This window comes from Kitasatospora sp. NPDC001175 (assembly GCF_053598215.1).
This window is the reverse complement of the sequence record NZ_JBSFJU010000040.1, coordinates 53,768-73,472: the sequence shown is the minus strand read 5'-3', so window position 1 is coordinate 73,472 and position 19,705 is coordinate 53,768. Positions and strand designations below refer to the sequence as shown.

Genomic DNA, 19,705 nt, shown 5'->3' with positions numbered 1-19,705 from the left:
CCCGCTCGGGACGATCAGTTTCGAACACCCAGGGAAGCTAACAGATCATGCCTCTGACCTGCGAATATGCCAAAGTTAGTTCGGTTAACGGGCCGCGCACCTCGTACGAGGTGTGGTCGTGATCGACCTGCGCCGACGGCCTCGTGCACAACTCGCAGCGCGGCCGCTCCGCCAGGAACGCCGCCTTCGCCTCCGACGACATCTTCCGGTAGTCCACGCCCACCTCCGGCAACGAAGCTGACTGTCCGTCGTCACGGTCGCAGGCGGCACCGACAGGCATCACCCGTTCGGCTGCCGGGGCTTCGGCGCGGGCGTCTGCCCCACGTTCCCGGAACCGCCCCGGGTGACGCAGGGGTGGTGGGAGGCTTGGGGGACAGCCTTCGAGTCGAGGAGCGCAGATGCCGGCGGACCACGTGCACGACCACAGCCAGGACGATGTCCGCAGGTACTCGCTCCCCTACGTCTCGCCCAGGCTGCCGGTGGACCTCCCGGCGGTGGCCGCGCTGTACGACGCGACGATCGACGACTGCAAGGCCTGCATCGGGGAGCGGTTGGAGCCGGTGGCCGCCGATGCCGCCTCCACTGCCTGCCTGGTCGGCTGGGCCTGCCTGATCGTGGCCGAGACCTACGGCGGGTTCCCCGACGAACTGTTGGCCTACACCAGCCCGGAGAGCACCGCGTTCAACACGATGGCGTCCCTCTACCAGCGGACGTGGGGCTCCGGCCTCCCGGACGAGGTCGTCCACCCCGCCGCGGTGGAGCTGACCGAGGCCGAACGCCGCGCGGCCTGCGTGTGGGCCCTCGGCCTGGTCCTCGCCCCCGACCCGTACGAAGCAGGCCTGCCACCGATCGAGGGCTGCTGCCCCGACTGCGCCGGACAGGAAGACGGCGACATCCTGATCGTCACCGACGACGGCGTCACACTCATCCCGAAGAACCCCGCCTGACCCAGCCCGCGTTCACCTCACGCCCCGACGGTCTGACTGCCCTGCGCGGGTGGAACGGCCGCATCCGACGCCGGGCCTGTACACCGTCATGGTGTCCGGCCTCTGGGAACTGGCGGTGGCGGCTGGCAGGATGACGCGATGGACGACGACACTGCCCTCGACCGGGCTGACCAGGTCCGCCTCTACCTCGACACCTTGCAGGCCCGCATGGATCCCGACCAGTTCCGGGTCTTGGGCCAGCTGCTCCACGGTGCCATCGCCACCCTCGCCTCGCCCGGCGGAGAAGGCAACATCGACATCGACGGCGACGACCAGGTGCACCTCACCCGCGAGGTCAAGGATGAACTCCTCGCCGTCATGGCCATCGTCGCCACCGGCACGATGGAGCACCACATCGTCGACCTCGGAGACGGCGCCGCGACCGCGATGGATCCCACCGCCGCCACCGACGAGGGCGCGGTCCAGCGGATGCGGGACTGGGCCGCCCAGCAGCGCAGCGAGCGGGAGCGCACCGAGTCGGTCCTGCGCGGCATCGAGGAGGCCTCGAAGGACTGACGGGCGTGCCGGTCAGCCCGTGCGCAGTGCAGTGTCGCAGTCCCGGCACACCCACTGCCGCTTGTTCGGCGGGAACCAGGAGGCGCCTGGCCCGGCCGGCCGGTAGGAGAGCTTCTCCATGCCCGAGGTGTCCTGGCCGCAGAACGTCCGGTCGGCAGGGTCACCGGGCACGAACGGGTCGGCCGGGGCGGCGTGGATCTTGCCGATGTAGGACACCACATCGCCGGGGCCGAAGTCCTGGCTCAGCTCCCTGCGCGGCTCCTCGAGCACGATGACCGTCATACCCCCACCCTCCGGTCCGGCGCCGTGGGGCGCACCCCGGCGCAGCCCGTGCTCACGGCCGGAGCCGGGGCCCCTGGGACAGGCCCGGCGGAAGGGACACGCCACGGTCGGCCTGGGCCGGCTCAGTGGCTGTCGCCCGCCCAGTCCATCGAAGCGGGTCCGCCGGGCGGGGCTCGTAGTGGGCGCGGCCGCCCGGGCCGTACCGGCCGAGGTCGGTGAGCAGCGCGGCGCCTTCGGCGAGTTGCTCGTCGTCCCAGCCGGTGACGTCCAGTAGGAGACCGTCCAGGGGGCCGGCGCAGAGCTCTCGGTAGGCGTGGCCGGGCTTCGGGCCGGGGTCGTCGTGGTCCGCCCCGTACACCCATCCCTCATCAGCGCCCCGTCGTCCATGCCAGTCAGCATCCCAGCCGCCACCGACACCGGGCCGGGATCACCACCACGTCTCGGCGCTGCCCGGCTCCTGCGCCCAGTCGCCGTCCTGGTCGCGGTCGGCGGAGCGGTGGCCGGCCTCCAGTGACTGGGTCTCGTCGCGGACCAGCTCGGTGATCCAGTCGACTAGGTCCGACGGGAGCTGCACGGTGCGCTGCTCGATGTCGTGCGGGGTGCCGATGGTCACCCAGACCTCGCGGGGGCTTCCGGGTGCGCCGGCACGGTCGGCGAAGGCCTCCAGGGCGTCCGCGAGGTCGGTGGCGGCGCCCGCGCTGTCGCCGCTCACCAGGCCGCCGCGCCGGACGCCGCAGCCGGCTGGGGCGTCTGCCGGATGGTCGCCGGGTCGTAGAGGTACCAGCCCCACGAGAGCGTCTCCGGGCCCCAGCGCACCATCGCCACCCAGCAGGTCGACCCAAGGTGCAGACGCCACCGCTCGACCCGGCCGGGCCGCCACTCGCCGCCGATCCGGATTTCCACCCACCGCCAGCGCGGCTCGGTGTCCCAGCTGCGCCCCGGGCCCGACATCAGCTCGCGCGGTGCCCGTACCGCGTCGCCGGGCTGGTGGTCCGGATGAGGGCGGCGGGAGAACGGAACAGCGGCAGTCACATTCTCAGAGTATCGCTCACATGTTCGATTACCTATTCGAGGGGCACTCCGCCGCAGGTCAGGACAAGGGTGGGACGACCGGAGAGCACAGGCGCAGCATGGAGAGGAGGAGGCGTGCGATGCCGAATCCGATCGCCAAGATGACCGTCAGCTTCTCGCTCGTGTCGATCCCGGTGACCGTCTACGCCGCGACCGGGCGGCACACCGTTCCGCTGCACCAGGTCCATGCCGCCGACGGCGGCCGGATCAGGCAGAAGCGTGTCTGCGAGCTGGACGGCGCGGAGGTGCCGTTCGAGGATGTCGCGCGCGGCTACGAGTCCCCGGACGGGCGCACCGTCGTGCTGACCCGTGACGACCTCGCCGACCTGCCGCTTGCCACCACCAGAGAGATCCGGGTCCTCGGCTTCCTCGACGCCGCCAGGGTGGATCCGGTCAACTACGACAAGGCCTACTACCTGGGCCCGTCCAATCCGGCCGGCGCCCGCCCGTACGCGCTGCTGCGCCAGGCCATGGTGGAGGCCGACCAGGTTGCCGTCGCCCGCGTCGCGATCCGGACCCGCGAGTGCCTGGCCGTTCTCCGGGTGCGCGAGGACGTCATCGTGCTCCAGACCCTGCTCTGGCCGGACGAGATCCGCTCCGCCGCCGGTATCGCCCCCGAGGGTATCGAGCTGCGCCCCAAGGAGGTCCAGCTCGCCCGTACCCTCATGGACGCGATCACCGAGGACTTCCAGCCCGAAGCCGAGCACGACGAGTACGCCCACGCCCTGGAGCAAGTCGTCGAAGCCCGCCTCGCCGGCCTCGAACCCCCGCACGCCCCCGAGTCACGTGTCCTGCCGCCCGGCGGCACCGTCATGGACCTCATGGCCGTCCTCGAGCGCGCCCTCGCCGACGCCCAGGAGCAGCACCCGAAGAGCAGCGGCGCCGTGAAGAGCACCAGCACCGCCACGCAGCCGGGCAAGAAGGCCGCACCGGCAAAGGGGGGACGGCCCAGGCCGACATGAGCCAGCCCTCGGGCGGCGGGTCTCAGGTGTCCTCCTGCGCGTAGAGATGCAGGTCGAGCTGGCGCAGCAGAGCTTGGGCAGTAAGAAGCGCCGACACGGCGAACTCGGTCCGATAGCTGGTCATGGAAGCACTGTGCGCGGCCAGGTGACGGTTGAAGGTGTCCTGTACCTCGGTTCCACTACGGAATGCCTCTTTCATCGCCGTGACCAGCATGTAGGGGACAAGGACAAGGATCTCCATCTCAAGAACGTCCGGGCGGGCGGCGTGAACATTCATGATCCGTGTTCCGTGCCCGGTGCCGGCCTTGAACTGGACGGCGGGAAAGGACGTCTCGAGCCAGCCTTGGCCGCCGCCGTTCTTCATCGCAGTCTCGATGACATTGCCGAGCAGCGCTTGCGCGGCGAAGTCGTGACCGTCGCGCAAGGCGGTGACTGCCTGGACGGTGAGCTCCTTGAGGTCGGTGAGGTGGTGGTGGTCGACGACGGCGAGGCTTTGCTCGACGTCCTCGAGAACCACGTCACGATGTTCCATGAGGAGGGCAGCGCGTTCCTCTCGCGTCGCCTGGTCAAGAAGCTCCTGGAGCACGTCGGCGCGAGGTGCGTACGCAAGGCACAGGCCATCGTTCTCGCCGATCTCAAAGCACTCGGCCCAGCGTGCGGCACCGATCTCGTCGAGGTTGTCAGGAAGGGAGGCGAGGAGATCAGCGCTGAGGGCTGCCAGCGCAGAGAAGTCGGGCAGGCGAATGGACCCGAAGGCCTGCTGCAGTCCTTCGTGAATCCAGCTTGTGTCGATGGCCGCCTGGGTGACGCGGAGGTTGGCGAAGTCGAAGGATCCGACCACCTCCGCTGCTGCGACAGCAGAAGTCGCCTTCCAAGCTGGAGACTCCCAAATCGGCGCCACGCCCGGGAAAGTTCGTTCGGCGCTGACAGCAGAAGCCGCTTTCCAAACGGGAGACTCCCAGCTCGGCACCAGGCCCAGGGCGAGATGCCCGGCTGCGGCACTGGTCGTTCGGCCCGAAGCCGCAGCGAAGGTGTCACTCAACAGGTTCGACGCCATGGCGGCCTGGATCGCGGACGAGCGCGTGATGGCGTCGAGGCCAGACTCGAATCCAAACGGGTTCAGGAGGCGCCGCTGGCTCTCGGCGATCTCAAAGGCCGCGCCCACGCCCGTCGACTTCCGCCTCGACCTCCCCGACCGACGAACGGAGGCGGGCTTCGCGACAACGGGCTTGTCCGTGCCCGGCTTCTCCGCATTCTCCTCGTTCATGGGCCCAGGATCTCCTTCGCCACGGGCGGACTCCACCTCTTCGACGCGGCGCCGGGCGGCCGGTGTGTACGGGGCCGGCCGCCCGGTGGTGGCTTGCCGTGCGAGCCTGGCAGCGTCGGGGGGTGTTCGTGCCGGGCATTGTGGAGCAGGCGCAGCCGCGCGCCCGTTTGGACGCTCGGTGTGGTCAACGACCGGGGTGGGTGGAGGGCACGCGGTCAGATCGCCTGGGTTGGGTCGTCAAGCCAGGCGTTCCAGCCGCTCGGGGTGACGGTCAGTCCGAGGCGGTCGATGCTGGGCTGGCCTGCGTCGTGCCACCAGGCGAGCGTGGCCTCGAACTCGTCCCACAGTCGGCGGCCGCCGTACTGCCGGACCTGGTGGACGGTGTCGCCGTCGCGGAAGGTGGCGGCGGCCCAGGCCGGGGTGGTGAGGGAGTAGAGCCACAGGGTTCGGGCGCCGCCGTCGTGCGGCTGAACAGCGTGTGTCACGTCGCGCAGGCGCAGGCCGGCGGCGAGGGGGAACGGGTCGAACTTGCCATGCGGGGGAAGGCCGGCGGTGGTGGCGTGTTCGGCGACAGTGCCGCCGTCCGGCGGGTTCTGCGGCCACCGCAGGCGCTGGGAGCGCATCTTCATGAACTCGACCGGCTGGAGGAACGGGCCGGTGGCGGTGCCTTCGCCGTGGACGGTGAGGCGGACCAGGGCGTCGGCGTTGGAGTAGTGGGTGCCGAACGGCGCCAGGATCAGCCCGCCGGGGCGGGTCTGCTCGATCCACGCCCGCGGGATCTCCCGCAGTCCGTACGTCGCGGTGATCCGGTCGTACGGTGCCCCGTCCTTCCAGCCGAGCGCGCCGTCCGCGCAGACGACGGTCGGCCGGTAGCCGGCCCGCTCGAGTGCGGCGCGGGCCTGGGCGGAGATCTGCGGGTCGATCTCGACGGTGGTCACGTTCGCGTCGCCGAGCCGGTGGGCGAGCAGGGCGGCGTTCCAGCCGGTGCCGGTGCCCTGCTCCAGTACCCGCATGCCGGGCTCGACCTGGAGGTCGTCCAGCATGGAGGCGACCAGCGACGGCATCGAGGCGGAACTGGTCGGCACCGTGCCGGGCTTGGCGCCCTGGTGCTCGCCGTCGTCCCACTGGGTGACGATCGGGATGTCCGCGGCGGCCGCCGCCAGCCAGCCCGGCCCGTCCCCGGTCCGCGCCAGGGGCCGGCTCGTCCCGGTGGCCATGTCGTGCGCCCAGATCAGGTCCGGCAGGAACAGCGAGCGCGAGACGGCGTCGAAGGCCGGCGCCCACGCGTCGGCGACGGGGAAGGACCGCCCCGGCGCGGGGCGGTCCTCCTGCTCAGGTGCGAGCGTCACTTGCGGTGTCCCCCATCCCCGGGCGGAGTGGTGCCGTCCGGGGACGGCGGGTCGGACGGCGGCGTCCACGGCGTTCCGGGGTGTCCGTCTCCCCCGTCGCCGCCCGAGCCTCCGCCGCCGTGGCCTCCGTCGATGTCCATACCGACCTCCTCGTCGTCGCTGTGATGGTGCCCTCCCGGAACCCGGGAGGAGTAGAGGGGCGCCCCGGCGCACCGTGGCACTGGGGGGCTACGCCGGGCTGGGAGAACGGGTGCGCAGATCCGCGTGGACGGTCTTGCCGAACGTCTCCAACGTCGCGCCCCAGTGCCCGCCGGTCAGGTGGTGGACCAGGGCCAGGCCGCGGCCCGACTCGGCCGCAGGGCCCGACTCGATCAGGCAGGGCAGGGTGCGGGAGCCGTCGCGGACACTGATCCGCACGCACCGGTCGGTGACAAGCTCGACGGTGACCGTCATCCGGCGTCGGCAGCCGGTCTTCGCGGCGTTGCCCGCCAGCTCGCTGACGATGAGTTCGGCGGCCTCGACCAGATCCTCCAGCTCCCACCCGCGCAGCGTGGTGCGCACCAGGCGGCGGGCCGCGGCGGCGGACTGCGGCTCGTAGGGCAGCAGTGCCTTCGCGTGGTCGGCGGCCTCGGGCCGTGTGGGGGTCTCGACGGCTGCGGTCACCGGGCACCCCGCACCCGCCGACGTCGCACGCGCGCGGCCGCAGACGTGGCTGGTGGGCGAGTTATGGGGTGCGCGGCCACGGCGGTACTCCGCTCTCTCATCGGCGGTGACGGCTGCGCCCACCCGACGGGGGACAGACGGGCGCAGCGGCCCCGGCTCACCCGCCGGGGACCGGGTGTCCGGTCCGTCACGGCGGGCGACAGATCGACGGTAGGGAGTGACCGGCCGAACACTCAACGTGTTTGCACGCGTTTGCAGAAGTTCAGCCCAGGGAGTCAGCGGCCCTGGAGATCAGGGCCCGCGCCTGCGCGCCGTAGACCGCGAAGTCCTTGAGCCGGTCGAACGCCTGGGCGTAGAGCGCGAGCTCGCTGGGCGTGGTGACGGTCACCTGAGCGGACAGCAGCTCCACCCCGGCCTCGGCGTCGTCGAAGATGTTGAACGTCTCCACCGGCCACATGGTGCGCTGCGCGGTGAACGGGATGACGCCGAGCGAGACGGCCGGCAGCGCCATGGCGGCCCGCAGGTGCTCCAGCTGCTCGGCCATCGTCTCGACGGTGCCGAGGCGGTAGTAGAGGACGGACTCCTCCATCAGGATCGCGAAGCGGTGGTGGCCGGTGCGCACGACGCGGGAGCGGGCCAGGCGCGCCTTCACGGCGTCGGCGACGTCGTTGGGGGTGCGGCGGAAGTCGGCGACCGTGGCGAGCAGGGCGGTGGCGTACGCCTCGGTCTGCAGGACGCCCGGCACGACGCGGGAGGAGTAGGAGCGGAAGTGCCGGGTGCGCTCGTAGAGCGGTGCTGCGGACTCCTGGAGGCGGCGCAGGCCGGTGCGGGTGAGGCGGCGCCACTCGACGTACATGGAGTCCACGGCCCGGTTGGCGGCGATCAGGTCCTCGGCCTGGTCGTCGGCGCCGCAGGCCCGGCACCAGGTACGGATGTCGGCGTCCGAGGGCGCGGTCCTGGCGTTGATGATGCGGGAGGTCTTGGCGCCATTCCAGCCGCACCGGGCGGCCAGCTCCTGCCCCTGGAGGCCGGCGTCCTGCATGATCTCGCGCAGCCGTGCGGCGACGGCCAGGCGGGCTTCCTGGGCGCTGGAGGACGGGGAGGCGGGCATGGAGCTGGTCGTCCGGTCCGGGTGTCAGACGGTGTACTGCTCGTGCGGGACGGCGCGCTCCCAGACGGCCTCGAACGCGTCCGCGCAGAGCTTGGCCACGGCCGGGTCCTCGCACATCTCCGGCCCGCCGGAGGCCCCGTCGCCGGTGAAGTGGTTGAAGCGCACGATCATCCCGTCGAACAGCCAGAAGTCGTTCCCGGGCAGCGCGAGGTCGGAAGCCCGGCGGCGCGGCAGCCAGCGGACCTGCTCGCCGGCCGCGAGGTTGACCACGGTCCCGGCGTGCTCGTAGCGGATGTACGCGGTGACCGGCTCCGAGACGATCCGGGCGCGGCGCACCACGACTCCGCGGGCGACGGCGGCCCGGACCATCGACACCCAGCCGGACCAGCCCGCGCCCTCGGGATCGAGGTCCGGGTGCACGCCGGTCCGCTGGAACTGTGCGAACTCCTCGGCTTCGCCGGCGATGCCGTAGGAGTCGCGCATCTCCAGGTGCACCGCGGAGCGCCGGGCGCCGGCCAGCAGCTCAGAGAAGGCCATCACGTTCGGCATCGTCGAGCGCCTTCCTGATGATCGCCGCCATGCGCAGCGGGATGCGGGTCACGTTCTCGTGGTCGGGAGTACCGACGGAGTGGCCGGGCACCCACTCGGTCGTCCCGATCTCCGTCAGGAGCTCCTCGCCGGGCTTGAGGCCCTGGACGACCAGCTCCCTCGACTCGTCGTCCACCCACACCATCGGGCTCTCGTCCTTGCCGGTGTTGGGATCCACCCCGGCGAACCGTAGCGTCATGATGCCCTCCCGTACCAAGTCGGTTGCGCAGTTTTGCACGACGCTCCACCCACAGGTGACGGCACGTCAAGAGCGCGCGGGCGCAGCGGGACGGCACGCGCCCCACGACGGGGCCCGAGGCGGGTACGTCCAGCCTCGGGCCCTCGGCTCGGTCCGGCGGTGCGGATCTTGTCGTCGGCGATCAGGCCGCTGATGTAGCCGGGCCAGTCGTAGGTGAGGTCTCCTCTGTCCGGGCGTCCAGGGCGATGAATGCCAGGTCGGCGTACTCCTCGCGCAGGGCGATGACCTTGTCGATCTCCGGCACCGCCACGCTCTTCCCTTGCGCAAGTTCCACCGCCCGTTCGTGGCCCGGGCGCAGGATGGCGTCACGGTCCAGTAGCGGCGCGAGGGCGGCCTGCGCGGTCTGCGGGGCTTCCCTGCTGCCAGCGTCCCGGAGGACGAGGAGCAGCCCGCTGCTCCAGGTCTTGAGGCGCTTCGCCCGGACTGCGGCCTCCGCGAAGTCGCCTTCCAGGCCGTTGGCGAACTCGTAGTTGAGCAGCCGGAGCCACAGGCGGCTGGCGTCCACGTAGTCGAGCGCGAGGTCGATCCGGGCCGCGTGGTCCTGGGCGTGCTGGCGAAGCTGGTACAGGACGGCGATGTTGTCGGTGTCGATCTCGGTGATCTGCTCGGCGAGGTCGATCGCCAGGGTCTTGTCGACGATCTCGGCCTGCGCGGCCCTGCGGTCGGTGAGCAGTCCGTCGGTGAGGGCGGGGTCAGTGAAGTACTCGTCGAGGTCGTTGATGGCGGCGTAGGCGTTACCGAAGTCGTCGTCGGGGGCGGCGGGCATGGGTGGTGGCCTTTCGTTCGTGAGAGAGCGGGCAGTGCGGCGGGGTCTAGCGGCGCCAGCGGAAGAACAGCCGCTCCCCGGGCATGCCTTGGACGCCGTAGGGCAGGCCGAGGTGTTCGGCCATGCTGAGGCCTTTGTTGTCGGCGAGCGTGGTGAAGCCGCCGGCGCGATAGAAGCTCTCCAGGTGGGCGGAGTCGGTGTTGAACTGGCCGTAGAGGAGCTTGAACCCCAGCTGTTGGTAGACCTGCACGGTGCGCTTGAGGAGCTGGCTTCCCCAGCCGGCGCCGCGGGCGGCCTCCTCCACCGCCAGGCCGCCGATCTTCGCGATGGCGATGGCCACGGCCATCGCTTCGCCGGGATTGCCACCCTGCTTCAGGATCTGAGAGATGAGCGGGGCAGGCGGGTGGGCGACCAGGGTGCCCACCACGCGGCCGGTGGAGTCTTCGGCGACCAGGGCGAGGGCCAGCGGCATCATGCCGTCCGCGAAGCCGGTACCCGATACCGAGGACGCGACTCCCCGCATCAGGGCTTCGGAGCCACCGTTCAGGGCGTCCCGCAGCACAGCCGAGATGGAGCCCATCTCTATGGCATTTCCGTACCGGGCGTCCAACTCCACGTCGGCCAACTTCAGCAGCGCGGCCACCGCCTCGCTGTCTCCCGGCCTGGCCAGCCTCAACCGCCCGCCGTCAGGCCCGGGCCAACCATCCGTCAGCCGCTGGCTGGTCACCCGCTGAGGAGGGGTGGAACCACCGCGCGTCTTTGTCGCTCGCTTCGCCATGCGAGCACCGTAGCCATGCCTGTACGGCCTGTACTGGCCTTTTGAGTAAGCAGTCCGGCCCCGGCCTCGTCCTGACCGAAACGCGGCACGCGTCGACGGACAGGCCGAGGCAAGTCGGGCGCCGTCGGCCCGCTCAGGCGTTGCGGATCCTGCCGTCGGCGATCATCCCTCGGATGTAGCCGGGCCAGTCTCGCTCCAGGGTCTGCTGCATGAACGCCCGCGCTGCCTCGCGGGCCTCCGGGGTCACCTTCTCGACTAGGCCGTCGGAGAAGTGGAGCGTCGCCCCCTCACGGCTGGAATCGGCGAGGATCGCGTGGTGGTACCCGCTGAGCGTCAGAAACAGTGCCAGGGCGGGGGCGTTCTCCAGTTCGCGCAGGCCTCCCTCCCAGTCCGTGCCGCGCAGGCCCCAGTCGCTGCCCTGCCCATCGAGCCACAGCGTCAGGTCGCTGAAGAAGATCAGGCGGCGGCTCGGCTGCGTCTTCTGGTAGGCGTCGGCAACGGCCAGGATGTCCGCGGCGTCCCGGGACACCATCTGCCGGGGTACCAGCGGCGGCGCGAGCGCCTGGGCGCACTCGCGGTACGGGCCGTCGCCTTGCGGCCACGCCAGGGCGTGGGCGAGCCAGTAGCGGGGCCGGAGCAGTGCTGCGTTGGACATGGTGGTCCCCCTTCGCCGCTAACGTGGTCCGGGCGCCGCCGCCCGGACCTGGTCACCGTAGCGAGAACACCACCGAACGTGTCCGCGAACGACGAAGCTCCCGACAGACCTGGCAGGCCCCGAGTCAACTGGGCACAGCCGAGAGGACCGGGCAGCAGGCGCGCTGCACTGCGGCGACCCACCAGTAGAGGTGGGTCGCCGCCATGTCCAGCGCGCTCAGGCCACGTGGGTCAACCGATAGGTACGGCCTGACGTTCGTTGTGCTTGTTGAGCATGTCCAGCATCTTGTTGAACTCGTCAGTCGGCATGTTGTCGATCAGGTAGCGCGCCGCGGCGACACCGTCGCCGTAGGGGAACAGCATGGGCTGCTGTCCCCCTGTCGTCTCGGTCGGGCTGGCCTGCCCGGGAACGACTGGCGCGCTCTCCTGCGGCGATGCGTGGGCCGAGGGTTCCTGCCCCGTGGGAGCCGGTTTCGCCGACACTGGGTCGGCCTGGTCCGTTTTACGGCCGTAAAACGGATCGGCTCCGGGCTGGTCGGGAGTGGCGGTCTTCTTGGCGGCCTTCTTGGCGGCCGACCGCTCAGCAGATGCTGCCGCTCTCTGCTCCTGCTGGTCCTGCCACCACGCCAGTTGCCTCGTGGGGTCCCACTCGTTGTCCCGGGCCAGCTTGCCCAGCGACCGGGCAGCTTCGAGCGGCATGGTCTTCTTCCGCACGAGGTCCTGGGCCTCCGGGGCCAGGTGGGTGAGGAGGATGCGCTGGGTGACCCACCCGTCGACCCGCTCAAAGTGCTGGGCGACGGCGCGGTTGGAGCCGAACTCGGCAACGAGGGCTTGGACGGCGTACGCCTCTTCGACGGGGTCGAAGTTCTGCCGGTCGACGTTCTCGGAGACCACGGCCTCCATGAACACCTTGCGGTCCTTGGCCAAGCCATCGTCAACAACACAGTTCAGGGTGGGGTTGCTGGCGGATTTGGCGCCACGGTAGCGACGCTCACCGGCGACAAGGACGTAGTCAACGTCACCGATCTGCTCCGCGTGGTCGGGCCACAGTTTCAAGTAGGCGCTGCGGCTGACAGCAGGGCATGCCTGGATCTGGCGGCGCCGCAGGCTCTTACCGAGGTCGATCAGCTCGGCCTCGGTGCCGAAGTCGGTACGCGGGTTGACGCAGTTGGCGGCGAGCCGGCCGAGAGGGATGCGAAGCAGGCGACCGTCGGCCCGGGTGTCGACGACTGGGGTGTCACCGTCATCGCCGAAGAAGTCGTCGAACTCGTCGTGCTTGGCCATCTATCGGCCCCCCGCGTACTTCTGGCGGCGGAGCTGGTGCTCCAGGGCCAGGGACACAAAGTCCTGCTTGGCCTTGGTGGCGATGTGGTTGGACTCGTACTGGGTGCAGAACCGCCCGTTGGTGATGCCGCGGGTGTGCGGCTTGTAGTGACGCACCGAGGCGTTGTAGAGCTCCCAGCCCCTGCGTTGGACGAGGCTGATGGTGCGGTCGCGGTCTGCGGTGCCGTCGCGGGGGTCCCAGTTGTTGACGACGACGCCATAGGGGATCTGGCGGGGGATCAGGACCCGCTCCACAGTGACCCTGGTCGGGGTGAAGGCCGAGCCCTCTGCTTCGAGAGGGACGATGACGTCGTCGGCAACGTCGAGAACGGCTCGCAGCGCGTTTCCGGTGGTTCCGTCGCCGAGGGGGTCGATGGACTCGTCATCGTCGTCTTCCGCCTTCAGCGGCATGAAGCCCGGAGTGTCGACGATGATGATGTCGGCCTTGGCGCTGCGCAGGCGGCGCAGCTTGTCGATGCTCTGGCTCGCGTCGACCACGCGGAAGGGAACGGGCCTGCCGGCCTTCCTGACCTTCTCAGCATGTTCGATGCTGGTGCCCTGGGGGTCTATTGAGACGACCGCTACGGACGGACCGTCGCCTGCGGTCTCGGCTTCGACGGGATTGCAGCCGAGAATTTCGGCGTAGACCGCGGCGAGGTTGACCGACAAGAGGGACTTGCCGACCCCGCCCTTACGGTTCAAGAGCACGGTGATGTAGGGCATGTACTGCTCTCCGACTACTTCCCGGGAACCCGGTACTTCGGATGGATGGGAAGCATCCTCTCAGATGATCAGAGAGGTCCCAGCGAGGCTTGCGCAGCGCGGCAGTTTTACGGCCGTAAAACTGCCGCAGAGTCGGCTGCTCCCGAAACGCAAAAAGGCCCGCCCCTTCGGCTGATGCCGAGGGGGCGGGCCTGTCGCGTGGAGGTATGCAAGGTGGCGGCGATCAGGCTGCCGTGGCCGGTGTCGGGGCAGGTCGGGGTGTGGCGGGCCAGATGGCGCCGCAGGTACGGCAGTCGTGGCCGAGCGGGCTGGTGCCGCCGATGGCGCGCATCTTGGCCGGCATGTAGTGGCCGGTGGTGGCCAGGCGGGTGCAGTCGGGGCAACGGCTCGGGGTGGCCAGGAGCTCGAAGTCGCCGAGGCCGGTGATGGTGAGCAGCGAGACCGGCTGGGCGCCGTCCTCGTCCGGGCCGGTGAAGTCGAGGGTCCAGCCGCCGCCTTCGCCGTCCTCGTCGGCCTGGTGCTCGGTGATGACGGCGAAGGTGTGGTCGATGCGCGGCAGCTCGCCGACGACGGGCCGGTAGCGCTCGGCGAACTCGGTGCGCAGCACGTGGTTGGCGGCGGCGGTCAGGTGGCGGGTGTCGTGGTGACCGAGGGCGACGTACGCCTCGAAGTCCTCGTCGCAGGCCGCGATGGTCACGCCGTAGACGGTGGTGAAGCCGGCGGGAGCGGGCATGGTGGTCCTCCTGGTGTCAGTTGGCGTGCTGGCGAAGGTGGCTGGTGACCTCGGGGGTGACGAGCAGCTTGAGGTAGTTGGTGACCGTCTCGCCGCAGACGGAGCAGGTGGCGCCGTAGCCGGTGCGGCCGGGGCAGTCGCTGTTCCGGTCCTTGGGACGGCCGGTGCGCTGGTTGACCTGGTGGGTGCAGACGGTGCCGTCGGCGTGGACGCCGGTGATGGGCATGGTCGTACGGGGCATGGGGGGATCTCTTCCTGGATCAGGCGGCGATCGGGGAGTGCTGGCGACGGGTTCAGGGCTGTTTGGGCTCAAGCGCGAGAAGTCGGCCGACGCGGACCTGGTGGTGGCCGGCCCAGCCCCGGCCGGGGTGGTCCGGGTCCGGGGCGAGGAGGACGTGTTGCTCGGTGGCGAGGGTCCAGGCGGCCCAGGGCAGGTCGGTGATGCGCGGGGAGTAGACGAGGCGGGTCGCGGTGGCGACCCGCAGCAGGAACAGGGCCATCCGCTGGCCGTAGGCGCCGGGGGACTCGCTTCGGCCGCGGGCGGGGTTGGACGCGGCGGCGTAGTCGCCGAGCGGGCGGCGGGCGATGCCAGCCGGGCCGTACGGCCGCTGCTGGTGTAGGCCCCAGGCGGGGTCGAGCAGCGGGTCGTCCGGCGCGCAGTAGCCGATCACGGCCTCGGTGCGGCCGTCCACGGGCCGGGTCGTGTAGAGCAGCGCGTAGGCGCCCCAGTCGGGTCCGGCGCCGCCGCCGGCGTGGGACAGGGTGACCCTGCCCGCGCCGACGAGGTGGCCCGGCGTGCTGCTCGGGCGGGCGGGCATGGTCAGCCGGCCTGGGCGAGCGTGTCGGGGTGGGCGTCGTACCAGGCGCGCAGCACCGTCTGGGGGATGACGCCGCGGTCGGCGACGGTGTGGCCGTGCTCGGCGGCCCAGGCGCGGATCGCGTTGCGGGTGGCCTTCTCGGGCGGCTGTGCCAGGTCGCTCCCGCTTGCCGACCCGGCCGCTGCGGCGGTGGTGGGCTTGCCAGCCTTCGCGTGGCGCAGGGCCTGCTCGGCGCGCTGCAGCTGGGCCTTGAGGGTGGCGACCCTGTTCTCGTGGGCGGCGACGGCCTGGTCGGCGGTGCGCTGGGTGAGGAGCTTGCCGAGGGACTGGCGGGCCTGCTCGGCCAGGCGCTGAACCTTCGCCTGCGCGTGCTGCTCGCCCCAGGCGAGGAGGTCGTCCACGGCGCTGCCGTAGGGCGAGGCCTGCTCGGCGGCGCGGGCGGCGTCCGGGTGCTGGGCGATGAGGCGCTGCAGGTCGCTCTCGTCCAGGCCGGTGGCGGCCAGGATCTTCAGCGGGCTGTCGCCCTTGGCGCGCATGGACAGGGCGACCTCACGGGTGATCGGGTCCAGGTTCGCCAGGACGTCGCCCTGCTCGGTCGGCTCGGTGGCGGTGAGGGTGTCGGACACGGTGGTGCCTCCGTCGCGGTGGTCGGGACGGCCGGTGGTGGTGCCGGCCGGGGTGGTGGCGAGGTGCGGCAGGAGCCGGGCGAGGTCGTCCTCGCCGTGGGGCAGGCCGAGGGCGTCGAGGAGCAGGACCAGGTCCTCCTCGTCGCGGGCGCTCCGGGCGGTGCGTACGGCGGCGTCGGCGTCCTGCCGGGGCCCGGTGGGGGACAGGTCGATGCTCTCGGCGGCGATCAGGACGGTGGCCGGGTTGGCGGTGTCGCTCGGCATCAGGCGACGGCGGTGGTCGGCGCGGCGTGGAAACGCGTGTCCCAGGACGCCAGGGTGTAGAGGTCCAGGACCTCCAGGAGCAGCTCGTCGATCTCGCCGTCGCCGGTCGGGTCGTCCGGGTCGGAGACGTAGACGCGCGGCGGGCTGGCCAGGCGCAGGTGGACCGCCAGGCGGCGGGCGGGGGCGTCGTCGGGGTCGACGTCGGCGCGCAGCTCCCAGATCTGGCCGGGGGCGGCCAGGACCAGCGGGTCGCCGTCGGTGGCCCGCTCGCACGCCAGGCGCAGCGCGACGGGTTCGGGCAGCAGGTCGTCGTGCTCGAGGGCGGTGGCGGCGCGGCGGATGACAGCGGCGGCCAGGTGCGGACCGAGGATCCGGTCCAGCGGCACGGCCTGGCCGTGGTGGTCGGTGCTCATGCTGCGGTCCTCCTCGGGGTGGTGGTGCTCAGGGCGGCCAGGAGCTGGGCGCGGTGCTCGGCGGCCAGCGGGTCGGCGGCGACCGGCGCCGGCTGCGCGGTGTGGGTGCGGCGGCGGACCGGCGGCGCGGGGCACTGGGGGACGAGCTCGGCGGCCAGGCGCCGGTCGAGGTCCTCGGGCAGCAGGGTGCTCACCTCGCCGCCGCATTCGTGGGGGTGACGGGGGCGAGCAGGAGGCGGTGGAGGAGGGAGGCGTCGTTGCGGGCGTGGGTGGCGGGGCGCCCGCAGGACCAGCAGTCGGCCTCGGGACCGGACCAGGCCACCGAGCAGGTGTCGCAGGCGTAGCGGGAGCGGTGCGGGCGGGGGGCGAGGCGGCCGATGGTGCGGATCGCGGTGGCGGCCTGGCGGCGCTGGTCGGAGGTGAGGGCGGGGGAGGGGAGGGGGTGGGTGAGGACGGCGGTGGCCATACTGGGGTGTCCTTCTGATCTCGTGTCGGGAGGGGCCCGGGGTGCGGCCGGTTTGCTGTGAGAGGCGTTGGCCGTGCCCGGGGAAGGCCGCGGCCCGCCTGATTTGTCAGGCGGGCCGCGGCGCTGTGAGCGGGGGCGGGATCAGCCCGGGTAGTCGTCGGCGTTCGCGTACGGCGGGGCGCTGGCCCACGGGTCGTCCAGCGGCAGCAGGTCAGGCGTCGGCAGCCGGCCGCCGAGGCAGCGGTGCCGGTACCCGCCCTCGAAGGTGAACCCGGTGCCGAAGCAGCCGCAGGCAGCTCCGTGCGGCTCCGGGTGCGGCTGTCGGCCGCCGGGGCAGTCGGCGGGCTCCTGGTGGACCGGCACGTAGATCCCGTCGCCCTGGTCGTCCCAGGTCATGGTCTCCATGACCATCCCGGTGCCGCCGCAGCCGCCCTCGCAGAGGGGGTCGTGCGGCTCGTCCGGGCACGGCGACCCGTCCTCGTTCGGGTCGTAGTCGTCCTCGCCGAGGAGGTCGGCGGCCTGACGCAGCAGCTGCTCGGCCTCACCGGCCTGGGCGGCGAGGCCGGGGTGGCCGGCGGCGCGCAGGTCGGTGGCCAGGTCGCGGACCAGGTCCGCGAGCAACTGCGCCGGGGTTCGTTCCCGCAGCGCCTCCAGGACGTGGGTGGGGGAGGCCCAGTCGCCGGAGGCGAGCCAGTCGTGCAGGAGCGCGACACCGTCGCGCGGCGGCGGGCAGGACGGCTGACCCCACGGGTCGGTCTCCTCGGCCGGGACGGCAAGGGGTGCGGCGGTGCTGCGGCGCAGGAGCAGGGTGATCCCCGCTGCGGTCAGCGCGGTGCCGGCCGCAGCGGTCAGGAGGGTGCGGTTCATGGCGGAGGCGCTGCCGGTGGTGGTCCAGGGCAGGGCCAGGCCGTCGTGGGCACGGCGGGGGACGAGGTGGATGTGCAGGTGCGGGACGGTCTGCGTGGCCTCGGTGCCGACGCTGGTGATGAGGTTCGCCGCGCCGCCGGCGCTCTGCGCGAGTTCGGCGGCCCGGCGCATCGTCAGGCCGGTGACGACCGGCTCGGACGCGGCGTCGGGGACGTGGCGGGTCGGCAGGATGATGACGTGCCCGTCGGTGACCGGGTCCAGCGGGACGATGGCGATCGTCTCCGGCCAGCGGCGCACCACCTGGGCCGGGGCGAGGCCCGCGCTGATCGCGCAGAACACGCACCCGCCGCCGACGACGTCCTTCGCGGTGGTGGCGGTCACCGGGCGTTCTCCACGACGGGCAGGTGAACGTGGCGGTGCGTCACGCTGACGCTGGCACCCTGCGCCTGGCAGAGCTCACCGACCGTGCGGGCCAGGGCCACACTGCGATGGCGCCCACCACGGCAGTAGACGTGCAGGACGACCGGCTCTTCGGGCACGGCGGCGGCCTGGGCCAGGACGCGCAGCACGGTCCGCTCGGCGATCTCCAGGGCGCCGGGGGTGGCCAGGACGTAGTCGTAGACGACCTGGTCCAGGCCGGTGGAGGCGATCATCACGTCCCGGACCTCGGGGTCCTCCGGCGGATTCCGCAGCGCGGTCGTCAGGTCGAGCGTCAGGGCGTCCCCGGCCGGCGGGTCCTGGTGCAGGACGCCGTAGCTGGTGATCTCCACGCGGGCGTGCGGGGCGATCAGCGAGCCGAGCAGCCCGGTGGCCGTGTGGATGTTGTCGCGAATCCAGCTGGCAACGAACGCCGCGCTCTGGTGGGGGTAGTGGGCCAGGCTCTGCTCGAGGCCGGGGCGCTCCCCGGCGGTGCGCAGGTGGCTGATGGCAGCGGCGAGCTGGGTGATCAGCGGGGACTCCATCTGCGCCAGGCGCCGGGCGTAGCGGTCGCAGGACTCGGGTGTGGTGGTCTCGGGTGCCACGGTTCTCCGATCAACGGGGTTGGGGTCCGGCCGGGCGGCCGCGCCGCGCACCACTGCGCCCGTCGCCCGGCCTGGCTGGCTCGGGACGACGGGCGCGGTGGTGGGCAGCGTGATGGCCCGGTCAGGCGGTGCGGTGGTGGCGGATCTCGTCGAAGCCCTCGCCGGGCAGGCTCTGGCGGGCGGAGCGTGCCATCGCGTGCTGCCAGCGCACGACGTCCTCCGGGACACGCTCGTGGTCGGGGCGCGCGGCGTTGCGAGCGAGACAGGTCGGCAGAGGGGCGTCCACCCAGGCCGCAACCACGCGGCGGCCGTACTGGTGCGCCAGCTCCACCAGCTGCAGCCGGTGGAGCTGCTGGACGCTCGTGTTGTCCACGACCACCGTCTTGGCGCGTCGCAGGCGCATCGCAAGGATCTGGTGCTGGAGCAGGACCGCGTCGGCGGTACTGTCCTGGTCGCCCGGCTCGGACGCCACGGCGCGAAGCCGGTCCAGACTGACGATCTGGTGCACAGGGACGGAGCGCAACAGGGTCGACTTGCCCGACCCGCTGGCCCCGATCATCACGACCAGGGCGCCCGGTTCAACCGGGCCGAGCAGGGCTTCGGTGGTGGTGTGGTTCATGGGCTGGCCTTCCGGTGCCGGGGCTGTCAGCGGGCGAGGACGGCGGCGGAGACGGTCTCGAAGGCGTGGTGGACAGCTCCGTCCATGCAGTACGCGCCATTCATGCCGTGGTCGGCCAGGCGGAAGAAGTTGCCCTTGCCGGTGGCGTCGGCGAACCGCTGGAGCAGCCCGCCCGGCACCCTTCGATCAATGGCGTAGTGCGTCAGCCCGCTGATCGCGAGGGCGGCGGCAACCTGTCCCGGGCGCAGCTGCAGGCCCAGCGAGCGGGCGCCCAGGAGAAGGGCCGCGGCCTGGGTCGCCGAGTAGGTCAGGCAGTGGACCGCACAGGCACGGCGACCGGCGGCGGTGCCGTGGACGGTGCCGTCGTCGCCGGTGACCGGCGCCGCGTCCGTGGCGCCCTTGGTCCGGGCACAGAAATCGGACTGCACGAGGTGATCACCGACATCCGCCCCGACGCGCATCAGGGCGTAGGCGGCGGCGAAGCGGGCGGTGCGGGTGGACTGGGCAGTGTTCACGGGGTACCTCCGGGATCGGGCTCCGGCCGGGCGGCCGCGCCGCGCACCACGGCGCCCCGCTGCT

30 protein-coding genes are annotated in these 19,705 nt (G+C 71.7%); 3 read left to right on the top strand and 27 right to left on the bottom strand.

Annotated elements, in window-relative coordinates; all coding sequences use genetic code 11:
* Positions 1 to 398 precede the first annotated feature (398 nt).
* Both ACWDAK_RS25940 and ACWDAK_RS25935 read left to right on the top strand, forming a co-directional pair.
* Positions 399 to 947: a hypothetical protein gene (locus ACWDAK_RS25940; protein ID WP_427394718.1), complete on the top strand. Its 549-nt coding sequence runs from the start codon at positions 399 to 401 to the stop codon at positions 945 to 947.
* Between the two features lie 138 nt (positions 948 to 1,085).
* Positions 1,086 to 1,502, top strand: a complete 417-nt coding sequence (locus ACWDAK_RS25935; RefSeq protein ID WP_427394719.1) for a hypothetical protein — start codon at positions 1,086 to 1,088, stop codon at positions 1,500 to 1,502.
* A 12-nt stretch (positions 1,503 to 1,514) separates the two neighbouring features.
* On the opposite strand, the gene ACWDAK_RS25930 is transcribed toward ACWDAK_RS25935, so the two are convergent.
* The 4 genes from ACWDAK_RS25930 to ACWDAK_RS25915 form a co-directional block, all read right to left on the bottom strand.
* Complete coding sequence (locus tag ACWDAK_RS25930) at positions 1,515 to 1,784, bottom strand: hypothetical protein (RefSeq protein WP_427394720.1); 270 nt, start codon at positions 1,782 to 1,784, stop codon at positions 1,515 to 1,517.
* A gap of 52 nt (positions 1,785 to 1,836) precedes the next feature.
* Positions 1,837 to 2,142: a hypothetical protein gene (locus tag ACWDAK_RS25925; protein WP_427394721.1), complete on the bottom strand. Its 306-nt coding sequence runs from the start codon at positions 2,140 to 2,142 to the stop codon at positions 1,837 to 1,839.
* Positions 2,143 to 2,211: 69 nt separating this feature from the next.
* Positions 2,212 to 2,496 (bottom strand): hypothetical protein, encoded by a 285-nt coding sequence (locus ACWDAK_RS25920; protein ID WP_427394722.1) that lies wholly within the window; start codon positions 2,494 to 2,496, stop codon positions 2,212 to 2,214.
* Entirely contained in the window at positions 2,493 to 2,816 is a 324-nt protein-coding gene (locus ACWDAK_RS25915; RefSeq protein WP_427394723.1) for a hypothetical protein, read from the bottom strand. The genes ACWDAK_RS25920 and ACWDAK_RS25915 overlap by 4 nt, the downstream gene beginning before the upstream one ends.
* Positions 2,817 to 2,935: 119 nt before the next feature.
* Between ACWDAK_RS25915 and ku the strand changes: the two genes are divergently transcribed.
* Positions 2,936 to 3,817 carry a non-homologous end joining protein Ku gene (gene ku / locus ACWDAK_RS25910; RefSeq protein WP_427394724.1) on the top strand — a complete coding sequence of 294 codons (882 nt, stop codon included), beginning with the start codon at positions 2,936 to 2,938 and terminating at the stop codon, positions 3,815 to 3,817.
* Positions 3,818 to 3,839: 22 nt separating this feature from the next.
* Here ku and ACWDAK_RS25905 read toward each other — a convergent pair whose 3' ends face one another.
* From ACWDAK_RS25905 to ACWDAK_RS25795, 23 genes are all read right to left on the bottom strand, one after another.
* Positions 3,840 to 5,084 carry a hypothetical protein gene (locus ACWDAK_RS25905; protein WP_427394725.1) on the bottom strand — a complete coding sequence of 415 codons (1,245 nt, stop codon included), beginning with the start codon at positions 5,082 to 5,084 and terminating at the stop codon, positions 3,840 to 3,842.
* Positions 5,085 to 5,299: 215 nt separating this feature from the next.
* On the bottom strand, positions 5,300 to 6,433 hold the full coding sequence (locus ACWDAK_RS25900) for a methyltransferase domain-containing protein (protein WP_427394726.1): 1,134 nt from the start codon (positions 6,431 to 6,433) through the stop codon (positions 5,300 to 5,302).
* The gene (locus ACWDAK_RS25895) at positions 6,430 to 6,573 is read right to left on the bottom strand and encodes a hypothetical protein (RefSeq protein WP_380328354.1); all 144 of its coding nucleotides are present in this window, start codon (positions 6,571 to 6,573) and stop codon (positions 6,430 to 6,432) included. The genes ACWDAK_RS25900 and ACWDAK_RS25895 overlap by 4 nt, the downstream gene beginning before the upstream one ends.
* 88 nt (positions 6,574 to 6,661) lie before the next feature.
* A complete protein-coding gene (locus ACWDAK_RS25890; protein ID WP_427394727.1) occupies positions 6,662 to 7,096 on the bottom strand; it encodes an ATP-binding protein in 435 nt (144 codons plus the stop codon).
* Positions 7,097 to 7,358: 262 nt separating this feature from the next.
* Positions 7,359 to 8,207 (bottom strand): helix-turn-helix domain-containing protein, encoded by an 849-nt coding sequence (locus ACWDAK_RS25885; RefSeq protein WP_427394728.1) that lies wholly within the window; start codon positions 8,205 to 8,207, stop codon positions 7,359 to 7,361.
* A gap of 24 nt (positions 8,208 to 8,231) precedes the next feature.
* Positions 8,232 to 8,744: a DUF6879 family protein gene (locus tag ACWDAK_RS25880; RefSeq protein WP_427394729.1), complete on the bottom strand. Its 513-nt coding sequence runs from the start codon at positions 8,742 to 8,744 to the stop codon at positions 8,232 to 8,234.
* A complete protein-coding gene (locus ACWDAK_RS25875) occupies positions 8,731 to 8,994 on the bottom strand; it encodes a hypothetical protein (RefSeq protein WP_427394730.1) in 264 nt (87 codons plus the stop codon). The genes ACWDAK_RS25880 and ACWDAK_RS25875 overlap by 14 nt, the downstream gene beginning before the upstream one ends.
* A gap of 181 nt (positions 8,995 to 9,175) precedes the next feature.
* Positions 9,176 to 9,820 carry a hypothetical protein gene (locus tag ACWDAK_RS25870; protein ID WP_427394731.1) on the bottom strand — a complete coding sequence of 215 codons (645 nt, stop codon included), beginning with the start codon at positions 9,818 to 9,820 and terminating at the stop codon, positions 9,176 to 9,178.
* Between the two features lie 46 nt (positions 9,821 to 9,866).
* Positions 9,867 to 10,547, bottom strand: a complete 681-nt coding sequence (locus tag ACWDAK_RS25865) for a GNAT family N-acetyltransferase (RefSeq protein ID WP_427394732.1) — start codon at positions 10,545 to 10,547, stop codon at positions 9,867 to 9,869.
* A 184-nt stretch (positions 10,548 to 10,731) separates the two neighbouring features.
* A complete protein-coding gene (locus ACWDAK_RS25860; protein WP_427394733.1) occupies positions 10,732 to 11,253 on the bottom strand; it encodes a hypothetical protein in 522 nt (173 codons plus the stop codon).
* Positions 11,254 to 11,483: 230 nt separating this feature from the next.
* Positions 11,484 to 12,536 (bottom strand): ParB/RepB/Spo0J family partition protein, encoded by a 1,053-nt coding sequence (locus ACWDAK_RS25855; RefSeq protein WP_427394734.1) that lies wholly within the window; start codon positions 12,534 to 12,536, stop codon positions 11,484 to 11,486.
* The gene (locus ACWDAK_RS25850) at positions 12,537 to 13,298 is read right to left on the bottom strand and encodes a ParA family protein (protein WP_427394735.1); all 762 of its coding nucleotides are present in this window, start codon (positions 13,296 to 13,298) and stop codon (positions 12,537 to 12,539) included.
* A gap of 223 nt (positions 13,299 to 13,521) precedes the next feature.
* Positions 13,522 to 14,031, bottom strand: coding sequence for a hypothetical protein (locus ACWDAK_RS25845; RefSeq protein WP_427394736.1), 510 nt, complete (start codon positions 14,029 to 14,031; stop codon positions 13,522 to 13,524).
* A 16-nt stretch (positions 14,032 to 14,047) separates the two neighbouring features.
* Positions 14,048 to 14,272: a hypothetical protein gene (locus ACWDAK_RS25840; RefSeq protein WP_427394737.1), complete on the bottom strand. Its 225-nt coding sequence runs from the start codon at positions 14,270 to 14,272 to the stop codon at positions 14,048 to 14,050.
* Between the two features lie 52 nt (positions 14,273 to 14,324).
* On the bottom strand, positions 14,325 to 14,849 hold the full coding sequence (locus tag ACWDAK_RS25835) for a hypothetical protein (RefSeq protein ID WP_427394738.1): 525 nt from the start codon (positions 14,847 to 14,849) through the stop codon (positions 14,325 to 14,327).
* A gap of 2 nt (positions 14,850 to 14,851) precedes the next feature.
* Positions 14,852 to 15,739 (bottom strand): Lsr2 family DNA-binding protein, encoded by an 888-nt coding sequence (locus tag ACWDAK_RS25830; protein ID WP_427394739.1) that lies wholly within the window; start codon positions 15,737 to 15,739, stop codon positions 14,852 to 14,854.
* A complete protein-coding gene (locus ACWDAK_RS25825) occupies positions 15,739 to 16,152 on the bottom strand; it encodes a hypothetical protein (RefSeq protein WP_427394740.1) in 414 nt (137 codons plus the stop codon). Before ACWDAK_RS25825 ends, ACWDAK_RS25830 begins: the two co-directional genes overlap by 1 nt.
* Positions 16,149 to 16,346, bottom strand: a complete 198-nt coding sequence (locus ACWDAK_RS25820; protein WP_427394741.1) for a hypothetical protein — start codon at positions 16,344 to 16,346, stop codon at positions 16,149 to 16,151. Before ACWDAK_RS25820 ends, ACWDAK_RS25825 begins: the two co-directional genes overlap by 4 nt.
* Positions 16,343 to 16,618, bottom strand: a complete 276-nt coding sequence (locus tag ACWDAK_RS25815) for a hypothetical protein (RefSeq protein ID WP_427394742.1) — start codon at positions 16,616 to 16,618, stop codon at positions 16,343 to 16,345. Before ACWDAK_RS25815 ends, ACWDAK_RS25820 begins: the two co-directional genes overlap by 4 nt.
* Before the next feature lie 141 nt (positions 16,619 to 16,759).
* Positions 16,760 to 17,866: an HIT family protein gene (locus ACWDAK_RS25810; protein ID WP_427394743.1), complete on the bottom strand. Its 1,107-nt coding sequence runs from the start codon at positions 17,864 to 17,866 to the stop codon at positions 16,760 to 16,762.
* On the bottom strand, positions 17,863 to 18,507 hold the full coding sequence (locus tag ACWDAK_RS25805) for a RapZ C-terminal domain-containing protein (protein WP_427394744.1): 645 nt from the start codon (positions 18,505 to 18,507) through the stop codon (positions 17,863 to 17,865). Before ACWDAK_RS25805 ends, ACWDAK_RS25810 begins: the two co-directional genes overlap by 4 nt.
* A gap of 121 nt (positions 18,508 to 18,628) precedes the next feature.
* Positions 18,629 to 19,126, bottom strand: a complete 498-nt coding sequence (locus tag ACWDAK_RS25800; protein ID WP_427394745.1) for an AAA family ATPase — start codon at positions 19,124 to 19,126, stop codon at positions 18,629 to 18,631.
* 26 nt (positions 19,127 to 19,152) lie between these two features.
* Complete coding sequence (locus ACWDAK_RS25795; RefSeq protein WP_427394746.1) at positions 19,153 to 19,641, bottom strand: hypothetical protein; 489 nt, start codon at positions 19,639 to 19,641, stop codon at positions 19,153 to 19,155.
* Between the last annotated feature and the right edge of the window lie 64 nt (positions 19,642 to 19,705).